The sequence below is a fragment of the Bradyrhizobium sp. Kon10 genome (genome assembly GCF_055807395.1).
The window spans coordinates 123,089-145,683 of record NZ_JBVVOZ010000007.1 but is presented as its reverse complement, the minus strand read 5'-3'; the positions used below and the strand labels follow the sequence as shown (position 1 = coordinate 145,683).

Sequence of the window (22,595 nt, the reverse complement as noted above, 5' to 3'; positions counted from 1 at the left end):
AGTCGATCCTCCCTTCCTCGATGATCTGGCGGGCCTCGTTGAGATGGGTGAACAGATACTCATTGAGGCAATCGGTGCAACCGTCCCTTAAAGCTTTCGACAACGCGTGATCTGATAACGTGAGGAGGTGAGTAGTAATGTGAGTGCGTTTGCCTTCGTCACTCCGCCTTGCCGGCAAGACGCAGGTTCGGCACGCCGACGCCGCGGACGCGGATTGGCGGCGCCGGGTCTCGTCCGCTGACATCGAGAACGAAGCCGGCATCGTCGGGGCGGAGGCGGAGTTCGATCGCCATGCCCGCCTTGCGCCAGTCCGCCGTCTCGCCATCATCGACATAGAGAAGGCCGAAGCCACCACGATGGGGCGCCCCGAATGCGATCGCCGTCAGCCCTTTCTCGTCTTCGATCGGAACGATCGAGCCCGCGCGTGCGAACACCGGTAGCCGGCCAAGAGGCGCCGCCACGGTAACGGTGCGGCCGCCGTCGAATGGTGTGCCGTCATGCCAGTCGTACCAGCCGTCGGGATGGACGGGCAGATAGACCTCGCGCGTCGTCGCCCCCTCTTCCAGCACCGGAGCGACGAGGAGATCGGGGCCAAGCATGAAAGCGTCCTCGACAGCTGCTGCCGTCGTATCCGAGGCGAAATCCCAGAGTAGCGGGCGCACCGCCGGCACGTTTTCCACTGCTGCGCGCCACATCTGCGTGTACAGATAGGGGATAAGGCTGTGGCGGAGTTCCATGGCGGATCGGACCTGTGGAATCACACCGGGATGCATCCAGGGCGTGTTGACGATGCCGCTCGCCTTCCAGGAATTCATCACCATGCGCGGCCACAGCGCGCAGAACTCGACAAAACGGCAGAGCAGTTCCGGGCCGGGCGAAGGGCCGTGAAAGCCGCCGACGTCGTGGCCGATATTATAAAGCCCCGACAGGCTCATGTTGAGGCCCTGGGTCAGGTTGTAGCGCAGCGTCTTCCAGGCGGTTTCGTTGTCGCCGCTCCAGGTCTGGCCGTAGCGGGCAATGCCGGCGCTGCCCGCGCGCGTGATCGTATAGGGCCGTTTGTCCGGCGCCTGCGCGGCCTGGGTCTCGTAGGCGAGCTTATGCATCAGCAGGGCCTGCGCGGGACGGGCGAGCCCTTGCGGAAACGGTCGCCCGTCGCCGTCGCAGACCGCATCCTCGTCCCAGATCTCAAATTCGTTGTTGTCGCTCCACACCGCGGTTACGCCAAAGGCGAGCAAGGCGTCGCGGATGCCGTTCGCCCACCATTGCCGGCCCTTCGGGTTGGTGAAGTCGACGTGGAAGCCGAGGCCGTCCCAGAACTGCGCCACCGCGGGCTCGCCGGTCTCGCCGTCGCCGACCAGAATGCCGCTCGCCTTGGCTTCGGCGAGCCGTGGATGATCGTCGAGCAGGCAGGGCTTGATGTTGGTGACCGGCTGCATGCCGGCTGCCTTCAGTCGCGCCATCGTGGCGGACGGATTCGGGAATTTGTCGCGGTTCCAGTTGAAGACGTAGCGACGGTCGCCGATGGAAGTATAGCCGGAGCCGAAGTGAAAGCTGTCGCAACGAATGCGGTGGCGTCTGCAATCTTCGATGAAGCCGGTGATACGTGCATCCGCATCCGGCGCGTCGGCGATGGTCATCGTCGTCATGGCAAAACCGAGCGTCCAGCGCGGCGCAAAAGCCTGTCCGCCGGTCAGCCAGGAAAACCGGCGCGTGACCGCGGGCACCGTCCGGCCGGCGAGCACGTAATAATCGAGGTCGCCGTCCTCGGCGCGATAGCTGCGGAATAGGCCGTGATAATTGTCAAGCGTGCAGCCGAGATCGACCGAGCCGAGGGCGAGATTGTCGTAGAAGATGCCGTGTGCGCCGCGTGCGCCATCAACGATGAAGAACGGCAGCATCTTGTAGAGGGGGTCGGACAGCTCGGCGTCGAAGCCGCAGGGATCGACGGCATCAATGGCGAAGCGCCGGCCGGTGCGATCGAGCGGACCGGCCTTGTCTCCGAGGCCGTAATGGCGTTCGTCCTCGTGCCGTTCCATCGCGTGCAGCAACGCGCCGTTGTTGCGCGACAGAAAATAAGCCTGGGTCGGGCGGTCGCGCAGGAATGGCCGGTCCTCGCCATCGCGGTACCAGGCTATGCCGAACGGATCGAGTCGCACCCGCGCGGTGAGACCGCCGGCCGCGACAGTGACGATGCCACCGGCCTCCCACGCCGTCGGCACCGGATTTGCAAAACCTGTGACATCGTCGCGCAGCCGCCCCTCGAATGGCGGTTCAATGCGGTTCGGGGCGATCGCCCAGCCGCGATCGAGGCGATAACCCTCAGGCCGGCGCAAGGTGACGCGGCCGATGTCGCGCTCGAGGATTGCGATACGGAGTGTGGCGAGCGGGGCTGCCGCCGGTCCGGTTGCAAGATCAAACAGCGCGGCGTGGCCGTCGAGGCCGCGGAAGCGGCCGTGGGTCAGGGCTTTCATGAGGCTCAGGATTCTATGAGGGTCGCGCGATGGCCGCGCCGGTTGCGTCGAAGACGTGAAGGTGGTCGGGGGCGAACTGGATTGCGACCGCATCGCCGCGGGACAATTGCGACTGGCCATCCTGGCGCAGCGTGATCTGCGGCAGCCCGGGCGCCGAGGCATAGATGAAGGTCTCACCGCCAAGCCGTTCGACGAGATCGACCGTTATTGCGAGCATGCCCGTCTCGGGCACGACGTCGATATGCTCGGGGCGGATGCCGAGCGTCACGCCCGCCCCGGCAGTGAGCCCGGATGCCGCGCGAGGCAGCACGACTTCGCGGTCGCCGATGGTGACGCGGAACGTGCCGTCGTCGGAAATCACCGTAGCGGGAAGGAGGTTCATGCGAGGCGAACCGATGAAGCCGGCGACGAAGGCGTTCGCGGGTCGGTTGTAGAGTTCAAGCGGCGTGCCGATCTGCTCGATCCGGCCGGCTTTGAGCACCACGATCCGGTCGGCGAGCGTCATGGCTTCGACCTGATCGTGAGTGACATAGATCATCGTGCCGCCGAGCTTGGCATGCAGCGCCGCAAGCTCCTTGCGCGTCGCAACGCGTAACTCCGCGTCGAGGTTCGACAACGGCTCGTCGAACAGGAATATCTTCGGATCGCGCACGATGGCCCGGCCGATGGCGACGCGCTGGCGCTGTCCCCCGGACAGCGCTTTGGGTTTGCGGTCGAGATAGTCCGTGAGCCGCAGCATGGCGGCGGCACGCTCAACCCGTTCCTCGATGTCGGCAGGCTTCAGCCCCATGTTCTCGAGCGCAAAGCCCATATTCTTGCGCACGCTCATGTGCGGATAAAGCGCATAGGACTGGAACACCATTGCGAGCCCCCGCTCGGAGGCCGGCAGATGGGTGACGCGCTCGCCGTCGATATGGACCTCACCGCTGGTGACGTTTTCGAGGCCGGCGATGACGCGCAGCAGCGTTGATTTTCCGCACCCGGAAGGGCCGACAAAGACGACGAATTCGCCGTCCTTCACCGCGAGATCGATGCCGTGCAGCACGTTGATGGTGCCGAACGATTTGCGTGCGCCCGTGAGCTTCAGTTCAGCCATGGTCGTTAGCCCCGATCGGTCATTTCATTCCCGTCGAGCCGATGCCCGTCGTGATGAAGCGCTGGAGGAATACAAAGACGAGCGCGACGGGAATGAGCGTCACCACCGTCATGGCGAGCAGGAAATGCCACTGGGTCTGGAGTTCGCCTTGGAACGCGTTCAGCGCGATCTGGAGGGTGTAAACCTCGGTTTTGGTCAATACCGCGAGCGGCCAGAGGAATTCGTTCCACCGCCACATGATCGAGAAAATCGCCAGAACCGCGAGCGCCGGCAGGGTCAGCGGCAGGACGATGCGCCAATAGATCTGCCACTCGGACGCTTTGTCCATCCGCGCAGCTTCGATCAGATCCTTCGGCAAGGTCAGCATGTATTGCCGGAGCAGGAAGACGCCCGTCGGCGTCGCCGCACCCGGCAGGATCACCGCCCAAAGCGAGTTGGCGAGGCCGAGCTCGGTCACGACCAGATAGACCGGCACGAGAATGATGGTCATCGGGATCATCAACGTCCCGATCACCGCGAGGGTCGCCGCCTGCTTGCCGGGGAATTGGTAGACGGCAAGCCCATAGGCCGCCATGGAATTGATCAGCAGCGTGATCAGCGTGGCGACCACCGTCACGAACACCGAGTTGGACAGGAAACGCATGAAGGCGAAGCGCTGCAGCGGTTCACTGTAATTCTCGGTCGCGAGCGCGATGCCGCGCACCGGTTCGCGCTTGTCGATCGCGACGCGGAATTGCTGCGACGGATCGGCGGGGTCGACCATCTGGGCGATCAGCCCAATGCGCCGAACCTGCGCCAGTTCGCGGACCGTGCCGTCGGGAAGCGTGGCGCGGAACAGCGGCAGCTTCTGCGACTGACCGGGCACCGCGACTTCGACCTGTGCGAACGGCAGCAGTGACGGCGGAAATTCCAGCAATGCACTCTGGGTCTTGAACGACGACAGGACGAGCCACAGCACGGGGCCGAACATGAGGACGACGCCGAGCGCGAGATAGACGTAGGCCGCGATGTCGGTCCAATGCAGCGGCCGACCTTGCCCGTTGCGACGCTGACGAAGCATATTTGAAAGGCGCATGGTTGCCATCTCAGACCTCTTTGCGTCGCGCGGCGGCGAATTGCAGCAGTGTCAGGGCGAAAAGGACGACGCCGAGCACGACAGAGGCCGCAGCGGCGAGGCCGAAATTCTGCACCTGGTTGGAGAAGCCGGTCTCGTAGATGTACTGCACCACCATCAGCGTCGCGGTGCCGGGACCGCCGCCGGTCAGCACGAACACCTCGTCGAACGTCTGCGCGCCCTTGATCAACGCCAACACGATCACGACGATCATGTTCGGCCACAGCAGCGGCAGGGTGATGCGCAGCAGCACGCGCCAGCGCGGCGTCGCGTCCATTTCGGCCGCCTCGTAGAGATCGGCCGGGATCGCCTGCAGGCCAGCGAGCAGGATCAGGGTGTAGAAACCCATATGCGCCCACACCGAGACGAACACCGCCCAGAACATCGCCCAGCCGGGATCGACGAAGAACAGGATCTTCTGGCCGCCGAGCGTGGTTATCGCGGCATTGAGGAGCCCGTCGCGCTGCAGGATCCATTTCCAGATCAGCGCGACCACCACCGGTGACAGCAGCACGGGAAAGAAATAGACCGCGCGGAAAAAGCCACGTCCACGGATCTTCATGTTGAGGATAAGCGCGGTGAGGAGCGAAAACAGCACCATCGCCGTCACCTGAAACACGATGAACTTCGCGGTGTTGGCGACGCCGCGCCAGAAATGGTCCTCGCGGCAGCTCGCCGGATCGATATAGGAGCCGCAGTCGAACAGATAGGCGAACTGTTCGCTCCCGACGTAGGGGCGTTGCGATGGAAACAGCGCCGTGCCGCCGGTCACCGAGAACACGACGTTGATGCCGATCGGCAGGAACACGAACAGGCCGAAGAAAACGAAGTTGGGCAGCAGGAACACATACGCCATGCGCCGCGCGCCGACCATGCGCTGCAGCCAGCGCATCGGCGCATCGAGCAGTCGCAACGCCGCACCGGCCGGCAGGACCGCCGCGCCGCCCAGCCGTGCCAGCGCGCTCGCTGCCATGCAGTGCACCGGTCGAGAAATGGATGGAATGTCGGACATCGCGCTGGTCCTCCGGCCCGGTGACCGAGTGATCGTCACTTCTTGTTGCGCTCGGCGATCTGCTGCGCGACGTCGGCGGGGATGCGCTTGTAGGCATCCTCGAGCGTCGTCTCGCCGGAGACCGCCTGCCCAAGACGGCTGATGACGGCGTTGAGGATGATCCGGCTGTCGCTATAGCCCTGGATGCGGTAGGCGATCGGAGAAATCTGGGCAGCGCTTGCGGTGAAGACCTTCAGCGCGGCGGCCGCATCCGGGCTCGCTGTCGGATAGTCGATGCCTTTCTTCGCGAGCCCAAGGTGTCCGGGCACGAACAGCGAGCGCGAATAGAACTCCGCCAGCACCGGTTCGCTGGCGAGATATTCCATGACCCGCGCAACTTCCCTGGGATGCTGGGTCGTCTTGAAAGCGACAAGACCGGCGCCGCCCGGCATGCTGCTGCAGCCGCCCGGGCCGCAGGGATTGGGCACCACCACCCAGTCGAAGGCGTTGTCGATGGTCTTGGCGAACTGAGCGGTCTGCCAGGATCCGGACAGATACATGACGACCTGCGCGTTCTTGAATTCGTCGTTGGCGCCGCGATAGGCCGTGCCGGAGACCGAGCCCCACAGCTCTTTCGACATCACGCCGGACTTGTGCCAGTCGTAAACGAGCTGCGCCGCGCGTTTGAGGCCGTCGTCGATGACTTGCGGCTCGCCATTCGCGCCGAACCCCTGCGTGCCTTGCGATAACGCGAGCGCGTAGAAGCGGTGGCCCGAGCGGTCGAGCGCCAGCGGGAACGGCACCTGGACCTTGTCCGCGACCTGCTTCGCCGCCTTGGCCCAGTCCTCCCAAGTCGACTTCTCGCCCGGCATCGCGACGCCGGCCTGCTCGAACAGGGTCTTGTTGACGAAGGGACCCGTGACGGTGAGCTGGGTCATGAAGCCGGGAATTGCCTGCGTATCGCCCGCCGGACGCATCCATTCGAGGAAGGGGCCGAAGTTGGTTTCCCAGTAGGCGGGATCCTTGAGGAAGGGGCGCAGATCAAGCGCGAAGCGCGACAGACCGCCCATATCGACGATACGCGCCATATCGGGGCCTTGGCCGGAGGCCAGCTGTACCGGCAAGGTCTCGTTGACCGCCTTGTAGGGCACCTGATCGAGGACGATTTCGATGTCCTTGTTCTGCTCATGGAATCGCTTGAGCAGGTCGGCCATGACCTCGCCCTCGTTGCCGTCCGAGTACCAGGTCATGCGCAGCGTGGTGGTCTCTGCCGTGGCCGGCCCGCCGAACGCGGTGACGGCCAGCAGGGACAGCGCACAAGACGCGATAAGGGGCGTAACGACACGCATGGTCAGTCTCCTCTCGGCTCGCGCAAGCCCGGTCGGGCTGTGCGAGATAGGCGCTGGGTCCGTTCTCGGCCGGATTCTCAGCGCGGACGTTTCCTTCAAAAAACAGCTTTGGCAAACGTTTGCCAAGTTGTCAATCTGATTCCAAACTGTCCCGCAACCGTCCCGGAGAAACTCGACAGCGACCGCTTCGGATGACTATGACAAGACGACCGAATCAGCCCGAACGGAATCCGATGCGGGAACACGTCTCACTTGCCACGGTCGCGGCCCGCGCCGGCGTTTCGGTGTCGACCGTCTCGCGGATCGTCAACGGCGAGATGCGCCGCGCCTCCCCGGCCACGGTGGCGCGGGTGCTCGACGCGATCGAGGCCGTCGGCTACCGGCCAAATCCAGTGGGACGGGCACTCCAGCGTGGCCAAAGCCAGCTTGTGGCGATGATCGCGGCCAACCTCGACAATCCGGCCATGGCGACCATTGCAGGCTCCACTGAGGCTGCGCTGCGCGAGGCCGGCTACGTGATGATCCTGTGCGATACGCACGACCGCCCCGAACTTCAGGACGAATATCTCTACGCGATGCGGGCCCAGATGGTGTGCGGCTATATCCTCGTTGCGGCGGTGCCAAGCCCGGCGTTGAGCGAGTTGTCCGCGTCCGGCGCCCCGACGGTGTTCGTGAGCCGCCGCAATCCGATCGGCAACGGCCTGTTCGTCGGAATCGACGATTGCGCAGCAGGTGCTGCTGCGGCCGACTATTTCGCCAATCTTGGGCGGCGAACGCCCGCTGTTGTTTTTCCGCGGCTGGGCTCGTCCGCATCGCGGGATCGCCTATCAGGCTTCCTGGCCAGACTGCGGGAGCGTGGTTGGTCCGACGAGGGGATCATCCGGGCGGAGGGGGAAGGTCGATCGCATCTCCAGGTCGGCTATGACGCCGGCACCCGCATTTTCGGCGGCAGCCACACGCCAGACGCCATTCTCTGTTTGAGCGACCAAATCGCCTATGGCGTGAACCGGAGCGCGCTCGAACGCGGCCTGAAAATCCCTGGCGATTGCGATGTGGTCAGCATCGACGGCACGCCGCTGAACCAGTGGGTCGCCCCCTGGCTGAAGTCGATCGAAATTCCATACGCCGTCTACGGGGCGGAAATCGTCGCGGGCCTTCAATCGATCTGGCGAGGCGAACCTTTTGGCGAACGCCTGCTTCCGTACAAGTTCGGCTGAAACAGGCAACTGTTCACGCGGCCTGCGGAAATCAGGCGGGGGTGACCGGCGGGACAATCACCAGCCGCTTCCTGTTGAAATTGGCAACATCCTTTTCCGCAAGGCCAAAATTGTTGGCGAGCAGATGGCGCGGCGCCTTCGACAGCCAATCCGACAGAGAGCTTTCGTGATAGGTGCCGCTGTCAAGCACGCCGACGACTTCAGCATTCTCCGGGCCGACGTTTTGAATCGAGTGTCCGCAATTGCGGGGGATGTAGGCACACTCGCCCGGCGCAAGCTCGGCCACAGCGACGCGCTTGTCGGGCGCGAACAGCGTGACCCGCGTTCGTCCCTTCAGCACATAATGCCATTCATTGGCATCGGTGTGCCAATGCGGTTCGTGCATCGCACCGCGCTTCAGTTTTAGAACCATTCCCGTCAACGTCGTCGACATCGGAAATTCCCTGGAAGACGCCACATAGAGTGCGCCTCCCGGCGTGCTCACTCTCGGCTTCTGAGCCATCATGGCGTGGCGATGGGTGCGCGAGTGATCCAATTCGCGCGCCGAACGCGCCTGCGGACCATCGAGCGCCAGCACCTCGCCCTGCATGATGTAGGTCTCTGCCTTGGGAATTTGTGCGAAAGCCTCGTCCGCAACGGCGAATGCTTGCGAAAGGGCCCTTGTGTCGTAACGGCTCATCCAGTCGCTGATGCCGAACGTGCCATGTTCCGAATACAGGCCATCGTCGAACGCGAGGATGGCGTGACAGGGCGTCGGCCCGAGCGTCTGGATGGCGTGGCCGTGGCCCTTGGGGAAGTACCAGAGATCGCCCGGCCCGAGATTGACGACCTCGGCGACACCCTCCGGGTCAACCACGGTAACCTGGCAATGACCATCGACGACATAGGCCCACTCGGCTGAATTGTGCCAATGCATCTCGCGGGCACCGCCCGCATTCATGAACAGATGCGCTCCGGCGATATCGGTGGCGATGGGCAGTCCACGTGTGGTGACTTCCCGCGCCCACCCTCCGGATGTTGCCTTGATCGGCCCCTTGTCGAGCGAGGCGGTAAACACCACGGGATCGCCGGACTTGCGCGGAATCGTCTTCAGGTCTTCCGAGGCGGCGGAGACCTCGTATCCGGCTGCATGGCCGTCAGGTCCGGCGGCAAGGGATTGCGAGGCGGCGAAGGTGCCGGCACCGATGGCGATGGACTGAAGGACGATCCGGCGATTTGCTTCAAACATGGCACGCGCTCCGATCTTCGTTGTGATTCGAAAGCCTGGAATCCGGCGCTGCGCCCAAATTGCCAATCAGATTGGTCGCGCCTCGCACCCGATCATCTCAGAGCCATACACCTTGCACACCGGTGCTCACTGCGATCAGCAACACCAATAATCCGATGCCGCCGAATAGCGCCACTGCACGCAGCTCATCGCTGAGAAGCTTCGCGGGCTCCTCGATGTCGGCGGCAATTCTGATGAAGGTGGGCATGGTATCCTCGCATTGCTGTCGTCTTCTCAAGCGGCCGTGAACGGCGAAATTAGTTTCGACAGTAGCAGGCTCGGCTATTTCGTTGTGTGAGCTCATTCATAGAGCGCACCAGAATAGTCCGTGACGACGGCGGACGTCTCCACCAATTGGCGTCAATAGTTGAGGCGACAATTTTGACGGTGATCGTCTTCAATTCTCGGGCGTGTGGAATCGATTGTTCGTCGGTTCACTCGCGGCCCCGCAGCTGCAGGCTTCCCGCGCATTCGCAGAATCACGCTCCGACAGATAGCGGCCGGAATCATCAAGTCGACGAAAGCCAATGCAGGTGTTTTGCGCGTCGGGCGGACGCTCGGAAACCACCTCCATTCTATTTGGGCGGCGGATTGTCGGCTGGCTTCTCCGCCGGCGCGAGCCTGGTCGCAGGCGCTGGCTTTGCTGCCGGCCTGGCTCCATTTTCGTGAGCTTGCTTGGCCCCGTTTGTCGGTGGGTGCTGTTGCGCAACGGGAGGCGTGTCGGGCGCCGCGGGCCCGCTCTGCCCGATCGACACCGAGATGCCGAACAAGCGCCACTGGCCGTTCACCGGCGCGAACGCCAAGTCGAAATTGACCTGGCTCGGGACCGAGGGAAAGAATCCAGCCATATGCATCAGGCCGTTGGCTTCGATCTGCGGCAGCAGATTGAGCTGCGGATCAATCACGGCGACACCGGAGAGATCGAGGTTGTCGTTGCGCAGCTTGGCAAAGATTTCGCCGAGCCGGGCTGCGGTGTTGGATTGAAAGCCGGGGGCGCCGATATCGCGCAGCACGGTGTAATTACCGGTCTTGTTGGCGTGGTCGAGTGCGAGCAGCGAGGAGCGGACCAGCATCAGCACGCCGTTGCGGTCGATCTGCGCGGGTTTTGGCCCGGGCGGAGGCGTTTCCGCGTGACCGGCAGCAGCCGCGGTCAGCGCGACCGCAAACATCAAAGCCCGCCAGTCAAATTGCCTGCCATTCACCACGTTGCCGTCACCACGCAATCGCCGTTCCAGCCCCTTCGCCGAAGCCACCGTGCGCGAAGCCAGACGGCGACGCCATCGAATACGAAACCATCCGCATCATCGGCTTGCTTTTCCGCAACGATGAATCCTGGTCACAACAGACCCGCCGTCAGAACTCGCCGCCGATCCCGACATAAGCGGTGTGCTGGGTACCGCCGCCGTTGCCGTACCCGCCGACAACGCTGAGCGGCATGCTGGTGTTGAGACGATGGGCAAATCCAAATCCGAATCCGGCCTCACTCTGAAATGTCGAGCCGCGAACCTGCCACGTCGTCTTGCCCGGTGCCGAAGGCATCGGAGCGCTCGCGGTCGCAACCGCGGCGGCAATGCCGCGCCGCGCTTCGGTGCGGTTCTCGCCGATCTGCGATTGCAGCGAACTGACCTGAGACTGAAAGCCTGACGTAAGGCCCGAGAGTTGGCTCATATTGACCGCATCGGTCGGATTGACGCCGGCCGCGACGTTGGTCAGCCGCCGCTCGTTGCCGGGCGTGCCGAACGACACAGTGTTGGCCAGCGTCGCCACCGACCCGGCGCCGATCGCGACCGAGTTTGCTGCCAGCGCCGAGGCGCCCCGGCCGATCGCCGTCGCGCCGGTCGCGCTGGCGGTACTGCCTTGGCCGAGGGCGGTGGTGGCATCGCCGTTGGCCAAGCTCTGCTGACCATACGCGCTCGCTGTCGTGCCATTTGCGACGCTGCGTTGGCCCATGGCCGTTGCGCTGGCGCCCGTCGCGGTGCTGGACTCACCCGTCGCGGTCGCATTGGCGCCAGTTGCGGTGGCGTTCGAGCCCGTCGCGGTCGAAAAATCGCCTGCCGCATTGCTGAACGTGCCGGTCGCGCTTGCATTGCTGCCGTGCGCATTGCTCAATGCCCCTGATGCCGTGGCGGCGTCGCCGACAGCGATGCTGGCCGCTCCCGTGGCTGTGGCATTGGTCCCGTTCGCAACGCTCCCCGCGCCGGTCGCAGTCGCGGTATCGCCGGTGGCGCTGCTGTTAAAGCCGGTGGCGGTCGCGAAGGTGCCAGTCGCAGTGCTGCCCAGGCCCGTGGCGGTCGCGGCGGCCCCAGTGGCGTTTGCGCCGGCGCCGGTCGCGGTCGCGAATTGCCCGTTGGCGATGGCGTTGGCGCCGGTTGCTGTCGCATTAAAGCCGGTGGCATTGCTCAAGACGCCGGTCGCAGTCGCATTGGCGCCATTGGCGATGCTGCTGACGCCGACCGCGGTTGCCTGGATGCCGTTGGCATTGCTGCTTTCGCCGATCGCGGTCGCAAACGTACCCGTGGCCGAACTGAACGCGCCCAAGGTGGTTGCGCTGACACCGACGGCGTTGCTGGACTTGCCGATGGCGGTGGCGAAGTCACCATTGGCAGTGCTGTTGACGCCGGTTGCGGTGGCGTTGGCGCCGGCGGCGTTGCTGCTTACGCCTAGCGCGGTGGCCTGGGCGCCGTTCGCAATGCTGCTCTCGCCGATTGCGGTCGCAAAGGTACCGGTTGCCGAGCTGAATGCACCCAACGTGGTGGCGCTGACGCCGGCGGCGCTACTGGACTTACCGATCGCAGTCGCGAAGTCGCCATTGGCGAAGCTGCTCACTCCGTTCGAGGTTGCATTGACGCCAGCCGCAAAGCTATTCACTCCCGTCGCCGTTGCCTGAGCGCCATTGGCGTTACTGCCGGCACCAAGAGCGGTTGCGCTCGCGCCGGATGCGATGTTGTTGGCGCCCACCGCCGTGGCATCGTCACCGAATGCGGTTGCGCTTGCGCCGAACGCGCTCGCTCTGATTCCGAGCGTAGTGGCCCCAGAGCCGACCGCCGTCGCAAAACCCGAGGGCGCGGTAATGACGCCGCCTCCGGCAGTGTAGTCGGCAGCCGAGGCGGAGCCACAGCCGAGCGACAATATCGCCGCGACCGAAGCCAGCCCCCGTAGCGCGCGCCTCAATGATGTACTATTGGGCAGCCATTGCGCTCGCCGATGGAAATAAAGCCAATCAGAGCTGCCCGGCGACATCGATGTCCGCATTTCATTGATCATCACTGGTCCCAATTTACCCCTGGAATCGGGTGCGCGGAAAAATCCGGTGGCCCGACAAGCAAAGAGCACTACAGTCTCGCCCACTCTGCTCGCGTGTTCGTGGTCGCGTGTTCCTGGCTCGAAATGAGTCTAGTCCGGGAGTCGGCAAGCGTCGCCGCCAATCAGCGTCAATAACCGAAGCAGCGATTTTGACGGTGATTGTATCGGCGGATCGGGAGGTGCAGGTATAATGTTTCGCAGTTCGCCCGCCGGACCTGCTGCAAAATCCGGCTGCATGATGAATTATTCACCGCAGTGACGAGCAAAACCCAAATGGCGCGGCCTCTAACGATAAACATACTGGGTCCATTCGAGGCGCTTGACGCCGAAGGGAGCAGACTGGAGGTTCGCAGCCGGCGTTCGCGCGCGCTGCTCGCGTGCCTGGCCATGGAGACCGGCGAAAGCTGGACCCGAGCGCGGCTCGCGACATTGCTGTGGGACAAGCGCTCCGAACAGCAGGGACGTTCGAGCCTTCGTCAGGAACTCGTTCAGCTCAGGAAAGATATCGGCGTCACATCGCCCAGCGATTGGGGCAATGACCCTTTCGTCTGCCTGCCGGAGCAAATCCTGACCGATGTCGCACTGTTCCGTGCAGCGCTAGCCGGTGGCGACGCGTTGCAAGCCGCGTCGATCTGGCGGGGCGAGTTGCTGCAGGAAACCGCTCTGACGCAAGGGCCATTTGCCGACTGGCTGGCGCTGTCGCGGTCGAGATTGCGCGAGGCGGCGAGCGAATGTTTCGCCAACGCATTGCGCGCCATGGAAGATGATGACGATCCGCTTCACCTCGAGGCAGTGGCACTGAAACAGGTTGCGCTCGCTCCGGGGAATGAAGAGGCGCACCTCTGTCTCCTGCGCAGCTCTGCGCTTCGGCAAGATCTCGCGGAGGCGATCGAACGATATCGCGTGTATGCCACGAATGTCCGCGGGGAGCCTTCTGCCGCGATGAAGCGGCTGCTGGACCAGACGATAGCGGCGAGGTCGCGCAAGGGCACTTCGGCGCAGTCCGGCTTTTCGACACACTGGATCGCGGAGATCAACCGTCAGCATCGTACGGCCGCAGCACCGCAGCCGACGCGTCCTCTCCCGATCGAGACCGCTACAACGCTTGCCGTCATTCCGTTCGTCGATCTCAGCCCCGGCGCTGCCTCAAAGGTCGCCATGGCGGACGGACTGACCGAAGAGACCACGACCGCGCTGGCGCGTATTCCAGCCGTGTTCGTCACCGCTCGTCAATCCTGCATGGTCTACAAGGGCACCACGATCGACGCGCGAACGATCGCATCGGATCTCGGCGTAAGGTATCTCGTGGAAGGCGGCGTCGAGGTAAGGGGCAAATCGGTCCGGGTGAATGCGCGCCTGATCGACGGTCGCTCCGGGCTTCACATCTGGGCAAACAGCTACGAAGAGCAGCTTGGAGAATTCTTTGCGGTCCGAAACCGGATCGTTCTGGCGGTTGCGGGCCAGCTTCAGCCGGCTCTGATGATGGCGGACCTTGATCGGGCGCTCGATGCGGGCCCCAACAACCTGGATGCCTGGACCCGCCTGCAGCGCGCCAATGCGTATGTTCTGTTCAATCGCAGCGCTCAAGGTCTTTTCAGTGCGATCGGCGAACTCAAGCAGGCGCTCGCCATCGACCCCGACTATGCCATGGCGCAATCGCTCCTCGCCGCCGTTTATACCTGGCGCGCGACCTGGTCGGCGTCCACGCGAATGGCCGGGGAGCGCGTGCTCGCTCTCGAATATGCGGCCCTGGCACGCAAGACCGATCCCAAGAACTCGTTTGTTCTGGTCAACTGCGCCGACGCCGCCATCTACAGTGCGGGCAATATCGACCTGGCACTCGAACTGCTGAACGATGCCGTGGAGCGAAGCCCCCATGATCCGCAAGGGTTGGCGCTGCTGGCGAACGCAAATCGCGTTGCGGGGGCCGATCCGGCCGACAGCCTGCGCATGATCGCGCGGGCGATTCGGATCAGCCCGCGCGACCCCCGAAGCCACCGCTGGTTTCACTATGCGGGCTGGTGTCATTGGAAACTGGGCGAACTCGAGAAGATGGAAGCGGCCGCCCGCAATGCGATCGAACTCTATAGCGATGCGCCCGCGCAGTGGGTCGAGTTGACTTGCGCGCTCGGCCTTCAGCGCAAGAACGCTGAAGCAAAGGCGGCTGCGAAGGTGCTCAGGAAATTGGCGCCCACGTTTACGCCCGACAAGTTTTTCGACATCGCGCAACAATTTTACGGAAATCGCTTTGCGGGCGCCGTCAAAGCCGACTACCGTTCGCTCTGCTCGACACTGCAACGGGCCATGTAGGCAGCGAGCTGTCATTGAGGATCGTGTTGTTGGTGGCGCGACGCAAAGCGGCTACCCCGTCACGAGATCCGCGCATGAGCCGTTAATTGTCGAGATCGCACACATGGCCCGCGCTTCCGCTCAACGCTCCCCCAAGCCAGGCGCACAGCGAGATTTCGTGAAACAGCCCGCGGCGATTCCTCCTTGAAGAAGACCCGTCGCAATGCCCTGCATCGTGGCTCGACCTTCGATAACGCGGTTGAAGGACCACAAGTTGATCAGCCTCGTCGTCCCGTCCGAGGCGTCACCCCAGCCATCGATCGCGGGTTCGTTCATATCCTTTGGGCCACGCATGCACCGCCTGTTCGACTTCACCGAAGCCGATGCCTATATCCTGACGGCAACGCGTGTCGATGTAGCGAGCATGTGATGGCCAGGAGACGCACGACCGAGACGGACCTCGACGACCTCCCCCGCTATTTCGTCTGGGTCCGCGGTCTCGAGGGACCCGAGCCGCAGAAATGGCTGGCGATGGATTTCGGCGACGGTGACTGGAAACGGCCGGTTGTGCTGGCTTGGCTGGAACTGCCGGAGGACGAGCGGCGCCTGCCGTTATCAGTATTGGCGGGGCGATATCCGCCGCCGCGGGTGGAGAGCCTATAGGGGTGGGTTAGCGACAGCGTAATCCACCGTGTTTCCCTGATCTCGGACGAAGCTGGTGGGTTACGCTGACGCTAAGCCACCCACCCGCAGATACGATCTCTCACGTCCCCGCGCCGCGGTCGGGTTAATGCGGCCTCGCTATCGCACCTTGTGACCGTCCCCTGCAGAAGTAAGGCGCCCCATGATTATGGCTGTCGCGATCTCTGCGCCGCGATTAAGCTTGGCTTCGCGCGCCGCGGGGGACACGCGGCCGGGACCTTGATCATGACCGAACAGGGCGAGACGGGTGAGGCCATCACCATCCTCCTCGTCGAAGACGACGCCCCGACCTGCTGGCGTCTTCAGGACGCGCTGGTGAAGGCCGGCTACGGTGTACGCACCGCCGGCACGCTCGGCGAAGCCCGTCGCGCGCTCGGCGAGGCGGCGCCGCGCGTTCTGCTGACCGATCTGCGGCTGCCCGACGGCCATGGCGTCGAGCTGATCCGCGAGACCAGGCAGCGCTTTCCGGCCACCGAAATCATGGTGATCTCCGCCCTCGGCGACGAGGAAAGCGTGATCTCCGCGATCACGGTCGGGGCGACCGGCTACCTCCTGAAGGACGCGTTCCCGAGCGACATCGCCACCACGGTGCGAGATCTGGTCGCCGGACATTCGCCGATCTCGGCCTCGATCGCGCGCTTCATCGTGCGCAGGACGCAAGGTAGCGCGCAGAGCCCGGCCGAGCCGCCGCCCGGGCCAGCGCTCAACACCGCAAGGCTCACGCCGCGCGAGATCGACATCCTCTGGGGCATCGCCAAGGGGTTCAGCTATGCGGAGATCGCGAACCATCTCGGCCTGTCGCGCCAGACCGTGCCCGGGCATATCAAGAACATCTATCGCAAGCTCGAGGTTCACACGCGCGGCGAAGCGGTGTTCGAGGCGGTGCAGCAGGGCCTGATCAAACTGTGAGCGAGATCGCCGCGAAAGTCGTGATCACGCGTCCGCGGCGCCGGCTGCGGCTTGCCCGCCTGGTGCCGTATCTGCTGCTCCAGCTGCTGATCGTGATCGGCACCATCCTCGCCCTGCGGCTGCTCCAGCCGAGCGATCCCGACGACTTTGCCGTGAGCGAATTTTCCTTGCGAGAAGGTGGCATGGTGCGGCCAGTGACGCTGCCGCATTTCACCGCCTCGCGTTATTCGCTCGCTGATCCGCCGCTCTATTCGGGTCGCTTCGTCTTCACGCCCGATGCGGCTGATGCGGCCTGGTCGGTTTTCCTGCCGCGCTTCAGCAACGGCGTGGAGGTCGCGGTGAACGGCGTCGCGATCCTGGACTCCCGCCGCGATCCCAGCGCCAACAGGCCGGACCGCAACACGCCGGAGATCGCGGTGATCCCGTCGTCGCTGCTGCGCGAGGGCAGCAACGACATCACGGTGCGGCTGCTGGTGTGGGGGCCGCTGCGAGGTTTCCTCGACACCGTCTATGTCGGCCCGGACGATGCGTTGCGCGGAGCATACGAGACCCGCACGCTGCTGTTCGTCACGCTGCCGGTGGTGTTCTCGGCCTGGCAATCGATCCTCGCCGTGATTCTCGCCATCATGTGGCTGATGCGGCGCCGCGAGCCGGTTTATGGCGTGCTCGCGGCAGCAATGGTGCTCGGCGTCGTGCAGGCTTTCCTGCCAGCGCCGGTGCCTCCCGCCACCTCGTCGCGGCTCGCCGCGGTGCTGCTCGCGTCTGCGCCGACCGAGAGCGCGCTGATCGTGGTGTTCGGCGTGCTGTTCTTCCGGCAACGCTGGCCTCGCTACGGAACGCTGCTGTTCGTACCGGGCCTCGTCGTGTTCGCAGTCGGATTGGTTGCGGGCCCGCCGCTGCCGCGCATCCTCTTCCTGGTGCTCGGCATTCCCACGGTCGGCATCTGCCTGTTGCTGATGGCTGGTGTCACGGCGGCGGCAGTGGTGCGGCGGCAGGATGCGGCAAGCTTCACGATCGGCTGCGCGGTCACCATCGTACTGACCTGCTGGGCCCACGACATGCTCTCGGTGTTCGACATCATGCCCAACGAGCGTACTTTCGTCTCTCGGCTATCTTATTCGGCGATGCTGGTGGCCATCGGCGCCGGACTGACCTGGCGCTTCGCCCGCGCGCTGAACCAGGTCGACAGTTTTGCCGGCCGGCTCGTCGCGCGCGTCCGCGAAGCCGAGGAGCGGCTCAAGGCAAGCTTCGCCCGGGAGCAGGAACGGGCACGGGCCGCCGCGCTCGCCAACGAGCGCACACGGCTGATGCGCGACCTGCATGACGGCCTCGGCGGCCAGCTCGTCAGCATCGTCGCACTCTCCGAACGCGGGCATGAGGGCACGACCATCACGGACGCCGCGCGCGCCGCGCTGAAGGACCTTCGGCTCGTCATCGATTCCATGGACGACATCGGCGGCGACCTCATGCTCGCGCTCGGCTCCTGGCGGGAGCGCGCGGCGATGCAGTTGCGGCCGCACGACATCGTGCTCGACTGGCGCGTGGCGACGCCGCAAGGACTGCCGCTGCATCCCGAACTGCGGCCATGGCATGTGATCCAGATCGTGCGCATTCTCGACGAGGCCGTGACCAATGCGGTCAAGCACGCCGCGGCGCGCCACATCGCTGTCACGATCGAGACGCTCGATGACGGCCGGGGGCCGTACGGGGTGATCAGCGTTGCGGACGACGGCTGTGGTTTTGCGCGTTGTGACGCGGGCAATGCCGCAGACGCGAGCCAGACGGCACGAGGCTTGCGCAACATGAGAAACCGCGCCGCACGCTGCGGCGCGGTGCTCATTTTGAACTCGGACAAGACGGGTACCCGCGTGCGGCTGCAATTGCCGCAGATATTTCCCGACAGCGACGCGGCCGTGGGCTGAAAAAGCCCTCTCTCTCCGCGCAGATGGGGCGCACGGAGAGAGGGGCCGGGGTGGGACTTGGCCTGCGGAGGACGGGGGGGCGTTCGCAAGTCATCCCTTCGCCCGAAAACTGCAATCTATTCAATCGAACGCATATCAGCGCACGCCGACGCGATTGACCGGACCGCCGCGATTCATCGGCGTGCCGGCACGCACGCCGACGCCCGGGGCGCCGACACCGGGGGTCGCGACCACGGCCGCGGCGACAGGCGCTCCCGGCGCGACCACCACCGTTGCGTCCGGCCGTACCACGCACCCCTTGGGCACGCCGACTGTCTTGCAATAGACCGCGGCCTGGGCCGGACCCGTGCCCAGCGACAGCATCGCGGTACCCGCCAGCGCCATGATCGTCAGCCCGGCACTCAGCGCTCGCAATCTTTTCGACATCTCGCTCTCCTGCTTCCCGTTCGGCGCCCCAGTGCAATCACCGGGTCTCGCAGCCGACGTGCAGCCTCAATGGCAAAAGACGGTGCGCGGATACATGCCATGAAGATGGGGTGCGGCAGGCATCGCCGCACGAAGGCCGGCCTCTCGGTGCCATGAACATGGCATGGACCGGCGACACACGTCCGCGACATGGTTCGGCCCGTTTGATCCCAAGCCGAATCTGCCAGAGGTGTTTCATGAAAATTTCGGTTCTTGCCGTCCTGCTGCTCGCCACAGCCATCCTGCCGGCGGCAGCGCAATCCGGTCCCACCCTACAGGAGCAGATGGCCTGCCGCGGCGACGCCAGCAAGTTCTGCGCCCAACATGTCGGCAAGCCGCCTGAGATGAATGCCTGCCTGCGCGAGAACAAGGCGAAGCTCTCGGATTCCTGCCGCAAGGTCGTCGAGTCGCGCGGCGGCTGATACGGCTGGGGCGAGATCCCTCAGGCGCTAATCGTCGTCGTCGGGACCGAACAGCCTGATCTGCGGAAAGCTGCCACGCGGACGGCTCGGAACATCGCGCGCATCGGAATCTTCGCGGATGTTGCGCGCGACATCGTCCCAATCGGGCTGATCGCGCATGCTGCGCGAATTGCGCGCCTCATAGTGTCGGCGCTCGGCCCAGCGCTCGCGCCGCTCCGCCCGTCGCCGCTCGGACGCGGCGCGCTTCACGTCAGAATCCCTGGCCTTGGCATAAGCGTTGTCGGACGAGGACGAGGGCTGCGTGGAGGCCTGCTGTTCGGCGGGCTTTGCGGCTTGCGTCGGCGGCGAGGCTGGTGCTGGCTTGGGCGGCTCGACCGCGGCCGTCTGCGGAGTGGGTGGGGTCGCCGGTTCGGCGTTCGCCTGATTGGTCTGCGTGTCGGGCTTCGTCTCAGACTTGCCTTCCGACTTGCTGCCTTCAGACTTGGCGTCGCCTTGCGCCTGTGCGGGCGCGACCGTCGCGCTGAAGGCCTGCGAGCCGTTGAGATATTGCACGTGCTCCGATGGCGCATTTGTCGTGGCCGCGCCGGTCGTAGCTTGCCGCTCCATCTTGCTGGTGTCGGGCCCCTGCTTGGGCGCGATCGGATGCATGATGTTGCCGGCGACGATGCCGCCACCGAGACCAATGGCGATGGCGGCGACGATCGATCCGGCACCGACGAAATAAGCTGTCAATGCCCGCATTGGTCCACTCCCTATTCGGAGCGGGCAACGCCTGAGGATTGCCGGATGTTCCTGATGTTGAGAAGGTTCCTAACGGAAGGGCGCGTCAGATCTGCTGCGCGACCTGTTCCAGCCCGATGATGCGGGCGAGCTTGCGCACTTCTTCTTTCTGGTCGTCACGCAGCTGGAACAGCAGCGGCATCGCAGCCGACTTCAACTGCTGGACCTCGTCGCAGTTCGGATCGATCGGCACGCCCGGCGCGTTGGGGTTGGACAACTTGTTCGCCGAGATCTTGCGGACGACATTGCGCAGCGCGGTCTCGACCGAGGGCCAGTAATACTCCTGCGACGACGACAGTTTCAGGCGATCCCTGATCCCGGAGATCTGCACGTCGGACAGCAAGGAATAGGTTTTTTGCGGCTGGGGTTTGGCGACGACCTTCGGCTTGGCCGGAGCCTCGACGGCGGCGGGCGCCTGCGGGGCCTCGTTCACGCTCGCTTTGGCCGGCGGGAAATCGGATGGGGTAGCCGCGGCAAAGGCCTGGCGCAGCGGCTCGGTCAGCAGCGGGGCCTGCGAGAGCTTGTCGGCCGGAACCTGCACCGGGTCGATCGCGGCCGAGGCCAGCGCCAGCGTCGGAACCAACCGGTCGGCCTTGGCGGCGCGGTTGGCGGCGAGTGGTTTCGGCGGCGGGGCCTGCGTGATCATCTCGGGGCTGACGCTGGGCACGCTGTCGCGGCCAAGAATGGCGGTGGTGGCGGCACCGAGGACGAGGAAGCAGGTCAGCACGACGATGGTGATGGCTCTCGACAAACGCCTCTCCGCTTCCAACTTTCAAGTCCACGTGATCACTGCCCGGAAACTGGGCGAAAATTAAGGCCTAACCGGGCCATCGGGGCGGCAATCGCGCGGACTACCGCGACAGCGCCCGAAAAACCAAATGAAATCAGGCGGCTAGCGCGAGATCATAGGCATCCTGGATGTCGGCGACGATCTCGGAGGCTTCCCAGACTGCACGTGGCTCGACCGATTGCAGCGTCACGGTCCAATTGCCGCCACGACGGGTGCGGGGGACGCTGACCACGTCGAAGCGCACGGTGCGGCAGAGCGGGTGGCGGGCCAGCGCATGCGCCACGCGGAGCCGGATTTCGTCGAGCGAAGCCTGTGTCTTGGAATTGAGAAAATCGAAATCCATCGCCTATCCCTCTCGGTCCTGATTGGCGGCCCGAGGGGATTCTGGGCGAACGATGGTTAATCTGCCGTTAAGGACGGCGCTGCGGAGCCATGCGGGATTAACCGTGGCGGGCGGCGCAGAGCGCTACCGCCCAGCCGCCTTGCGGTACTCAGCTGCCGTTCGCGCAACGAGACCATCGACCGCCATCACGTCGGTCACGCCCGAAGTCGAATGCCCGCCGCTCCAGATATCGCGCCAGCGCTTTGGCCGGTTCTCGCGCGCGCCGACGTCGATGTCCTTGCCGATGTCGATGACGCCGCGCGGCGGAAGGTCGTCGGGGTCGAGACCGGCCGCGACGATCGACGGCCTCAGCATGCTGGTCTGCAAGCCCGTGAACGCGGTGGTGAGCAGAATGTCGTCGGCGCTGCTCTCGACCAGCATCTGCTTGTGGCGATCATCCGCCATGCTCTCGCGCGTCGCGATGAATTTCGTGCCCATGTAGCCGAGATCGCAGCCGAGCACTTCGGCGGCGCGCAGCGCGTGACCGTCGCTGACGCCGCCGGCAAGCACGATGATGCCGTCGTAGAACGCGCGCACCGCACGGACGAAGGCGAACGGATTGAGCCAACCGGTCTGTCCGCCGGCGCCCGCGGTGAGCAGCACCAGTCCATCGGCGCCCGCTGCCGCCGCGCGCTCGGCGTGGCGGATCGAGGCGACATCCGCCAGCACCAGCGCGCCGGCCTCGTGCAACGGCTTCAGCGCCGGTGCGGGCGATCCGACCGAGGTGATGACGAACTCAGGCTTATGCCGCAGCAGCACCGCGAGATCCTGCTCCCGCCGCGCGTTGGAGCGATGCACGATCAAATTCGGACAGAGTGGCGCGGCCTTGCGTCCGGTCTGATCTTCGTGCTGCCGCAAGCGGGTCGCGATCTCGGCAAGCCATTCGTCGAGTTGTTCCGGGCTGCGGCAATTCACTGTGGGGAAGCTGCCGATCACGCCGTTGCGGCAGGCCGCGACCATCAGTTCGACGCCCGACACCAGAAACATCGGCGCCGCGATCAGCGGCAAGGCCAGACGATCGCGGACATGTTGCAGTCGATCGGATGTCACCCAAGCCTCCCGCCCTGTGCTAGCGTTGCGCACAAACATTGGCACGCGCAACGCCGATGAGAAAGCTGCGAGGAAA

At 64.6% G+C, this 22,595-nt stretch carries 21 protein-coding genes; 7 read left to right on the top strand and 14 right to left on the bottom strand.

Annotated features, from left to right (window positions below; genetic code table 11):
- Nucleotides 1-158: 158 nt before the first annotated feature.
- The 5 genes from AC0L2O_RS13090 to AC0L2O_RS13070 all read right to left on the bottom strand — a co-directional run bounded on the left by AC0L2O_RS13090 (nucleotide 159) and on the right by AC0L2O_RS13070 (nucleotide 7,021).
- On the bottom strand, nucleotides 159-2,471 hold the full coding sequence (locus AC0L2O_RS13090; RefSeq protein WP_473370005.1) for a TIM-barrel domain-containing protein: 2,313 nt from the start codon (nucleotides 2,469-2,471) through the stop codon (nucleotides 159-161).
- Between the two features lie 13 nt (nucleotides 2,472-2,484).
- Nucleotides 2,485-3,567: an ABC transporter ATP-binding protein gene (locus AC0L2O_RS13085; protein WP_473370004.1), complete on the bottom strand. Its 1,083-nt coding sequence runs from the start codon at nucleotides 3,565-3,567 to the stop codon at nucleotides 2,485-2,487.
- Between the two features lie 19 nt (nucleotides 3,568-3,586).
- A complete protein-coding gene (locus tag AC0L2O_RS13080) occupies nucleotides 3,587-4,642 on the bottom strand; it encodes a carbohydrate ABC transporter permease (RefSeq protein WP_473370003.1) in 1,056 nt (351 codons plus the stop codon).
- A gap of 10 nt (nucleotides 4,643-4,652) precedes the next feature.
- A complete protein-coding gene (locus tag AC0L2O_RS13075; RefSeq protein ID WP_369726545.1) occupies nucleotides 4,653-5,654 on the bottom strand; it encodes a carbohydrate ABC transporter permease in 1,002 nt (333 codons plus the stop codon).
- 74 nt (nucleotides 5,655-5,728) lie between these two features.
- Nucleotides 5,729-7,021: an ABC transporter substrate-binding protein gene (locus tag AC0L2O_RS13070; RefSeq protein ID WP_473370002.1), complete on the bottom strand. Its 1,293-nt coding sequence runs from the start codon at nucleotides 7,019-7,021 to the stop codon at nucleotides 5,729-5,731.
- A gap of 191 nt (nucleotides 7,022-7,212) precedes the next feature.
- On the opposite strand from AC0L2O_RS13070, the gene AC0L2O_RS13065 reads away from it, so the two are divergent.
- Entirely contained in the window at nucleotides 7,213-8,238 is a 1,026-nt protein-coding gene (locus AC0L2O_RS13065; RefSeq protein ID WP_473370001.1) for a LacI family DNA-binding transcriptional regulator, read from the top strand.
- 31 nt (nucleotides 8,239-8,269) lie between these two features.
- On the opposite strand, the gene AC0L2O_RS13060 is transcribed toward AC0L2O_RS13065, so the two are convergent.
- The 4 genes from AC0L2O_RS13060 to AC0L2O_RS13045 form a co-directional block, all read right to left on the bottom strand.
- Nucleotides 8,270-9,466, bottom strand: a complete 1,197-nt coding sequence (locus tag AC0L2O_RS13060; protein ID WP_473370000.1) for a cupin domain-containing protein — start codon at nucleotides 9,464-9,466, stop codon at nucleotides 8,270-8,272.
- Nucleotides 9,467-9,563: 97 nt separating this feature from the next.
- Nucleotides 9,564-9,713: a hypothetical protein gene (locus AC0L2O_RS13055; RefSeq protein ID WP_473369999.1), complete on the bottom strand. Its 150-nt coding sequence runs from the start codon at nucleotides 9,711-9,713 to the stop codon at nucleotides 9,564-9,566.
- Nucleotides 9,714-10,080: 367 nt separating this feature from the next.
- Nucleotides 10,081-10,674 (bottom strand): hypothetical protein, encoded by a 594-nt coding sequence (locus AC0L2O_RS13050; protein ID WP_473369998.1) that lies wholly within the window; start codon nucleotides 10,672-10,674, stop codon nucleotides 10,081-10,083.
- 184 nt (nucleotides 10,675-10,858) lie between these two features.
- Nucleotides 10,859-12,676: a YadA family autotransporter adhesin gene (locus AC0L2O_RS13045; RefSeq protein WP_473369997.1), complete on the bottom strand. Its 1,818-nt coding sequence runs from the start codon at nucleotides 12,674-12,676 to the stop codon at nucleotides 10,859-10,861.
- 1,290 nt (nucleotides 12,677-13,966) lie between these two features.
- On the opposite strand from AC0L2O_RS13045, the gene AC0L2O_RS13040 reads away from it, so the two are divergent.
- The 5 genes from AC0L2O_RS13040 (at nucleotide 13,967) to AC0L2O_RS13020 (ending at nucleotide 18,630) form a co-directional block, all read left to right on the top strand.
- Complete coding sequence (locus AC0L2O_RS13040; protein ID WP_473369996.1) at nucleotides 13,967-15,118, top strand: tetratricopeptide repeat protein; 1,152 nt, start codon at nucleotides 13,967-13,969, stop codon at nucleotides 15,116-15,118.
- Between the two features lie 253 nt (nucleotides 15,119-15,371).
- Nucleotides 15,372-15,527 carry a hypothetical protein gene (locus tag AC0L2O_RS13035; RefSeq protein ID WP_473369995.1) on the top strand — a complete coding sequence of 52 codons (156 nt, stop codon included), beginning with the start codon at nucleotides 15,372-15,374 and terminating at the stop codon, nucleotides 15,525-15,527.
- Complete coding sequence (locus AC0L2O_RS13030) at nucleotides 15,527-15,760, top strand: hypothetical protein (protein WP_473369994.1); 234 nt, start codon at nucleotides 15,527-15,529, stop codon at nucleotides 15,758-15,760. The genes AC0L2O_RS13035 and AC0L2O_RS13030 overlap by 1 nt, the downstream gene beginning before the upstream one ends.
- Before the next feature lie 264 nt (nucleotides 15,761-16,024).
- On the top strand, nucleotides 16,025-16,708 hold the full coding sequence (locus AC0L2O_RS13025; RefSeq protein WP_369719489.1) for a response regulator: 684 nt from the start codon (nucleotides 16,025-16,027) through the stop codon (nucleotides 16,706-16,708).
- Nucleotides 16,705-18,630, top strand: coding sequence for a sensor histidine kinase (locus AC0L2O_RS13020; protein ID WP_369719490.1), 1,926 nt, complete (start codon nucleotides 16,705-16,707; stop codon nucleotides 18,628-18,630). The genes AC0L2O_RS13025 and AC0L2O_RS13020 overlap by 4 nt, the downstream gene beginning before the upstream one ends.
- Nucleotides 18,631-18,765: 135 nt before the next feature.
- On the opposite strand, the gene AC0L2O_RS13015 is transcribed toward AC0L2O_RS13020, so the two are convergent.
- Entirely contained in the window at nucleotides 18,766-19,056 is a 291-nt protein-coding gene (locus AC0L2O_RS13015; protein WP_369719491.1) for a hypothetical protein, read from the bottom strand.
- A 236-nt stretch (nucleotides 19,057-19,292) separates the two neighbouring features.
- Between AC0L2O_RS13015 and AC0L2O_RS13010 the strand changes: the two genes are divergently transcribed.
- Nucleotides 19,293-19,517 carry a cysteine rich repeat-containing protein gene (locus AC0L2O_RS13010; RefSeq protein ID WP_409190787.1) on the top strand — a complete coding sequence of 75 codons (225 nt, stop codon included), beginning with the start codon at nucleotides 19,293-19,295 and terminating at the stop codon, nucleotides 19,515-19,517.
- A gap of 27 nt (nucleotides 19,518-19,544) precedes the next feature.
- Here AC0L2O_RS13010 and AC0L2O_RS13005 read toward each other — a convergent pair whose 3' ends face one another.
- The 4 genes from AC0L2O_RS13005 to AC0L2O_RS12990 form a co-directional block, all read right to left on the bottom strand.
- Nucleotides 19,545-20,258, bottom strand: a complete 714-nt coding sequence (locus AC0L2O_RS13005; protein ID WP_473369993.1) for a hypothetical protein — start codon at nucleotides 20,256-20,258, stop codon at nucleotides 19,545-19,547.
- Between the two features lie 85 nt (nucleotides 20,259-20,343).
- Nucleotides 20,344-21,048, bottom strand: a complete 705-nt coding sequence (locus AC0L2O_RS13000; RefSeq protein ID WP_409190788.1) for a hypothetical protein — start codon at nucleotides 21,046-21,048, stop codon at nucleotides 20,344-20,346.
- Nucleotides 21,049-21,181: 133 nt separating this feature from the next.
- Complete coding sequence (locus AC0L2O_RS12995; RefSeq protein ID WP_369719494.1) at nucleotides 21,182-21,430, bottom strand: hypothetical protein; 249 nt, start codon at nucleotides 21,428-21,430, stop codon at nucleotides 21,182-21,184.
- Nucleotides 21,431-21,553: 123 nt separating this feature from the next.
- The gene (locus AC0L2O_RS12990; RefSeq protein WP_473369992.1) at nucleotides 21,554-22,519 is read right to left on the bottom strand and encodes an NAD(P)H-dependent flavin oxidoreductase; all 966 of its coding nucleotides are present in this window, start codon (nucleotides 22,517-22,519) and stop codon (nucleotides 21,554-21,556) included.
- Between the last annotated feature and the right edge of the window lie 76 nt (nucleotides 22,520-22,595).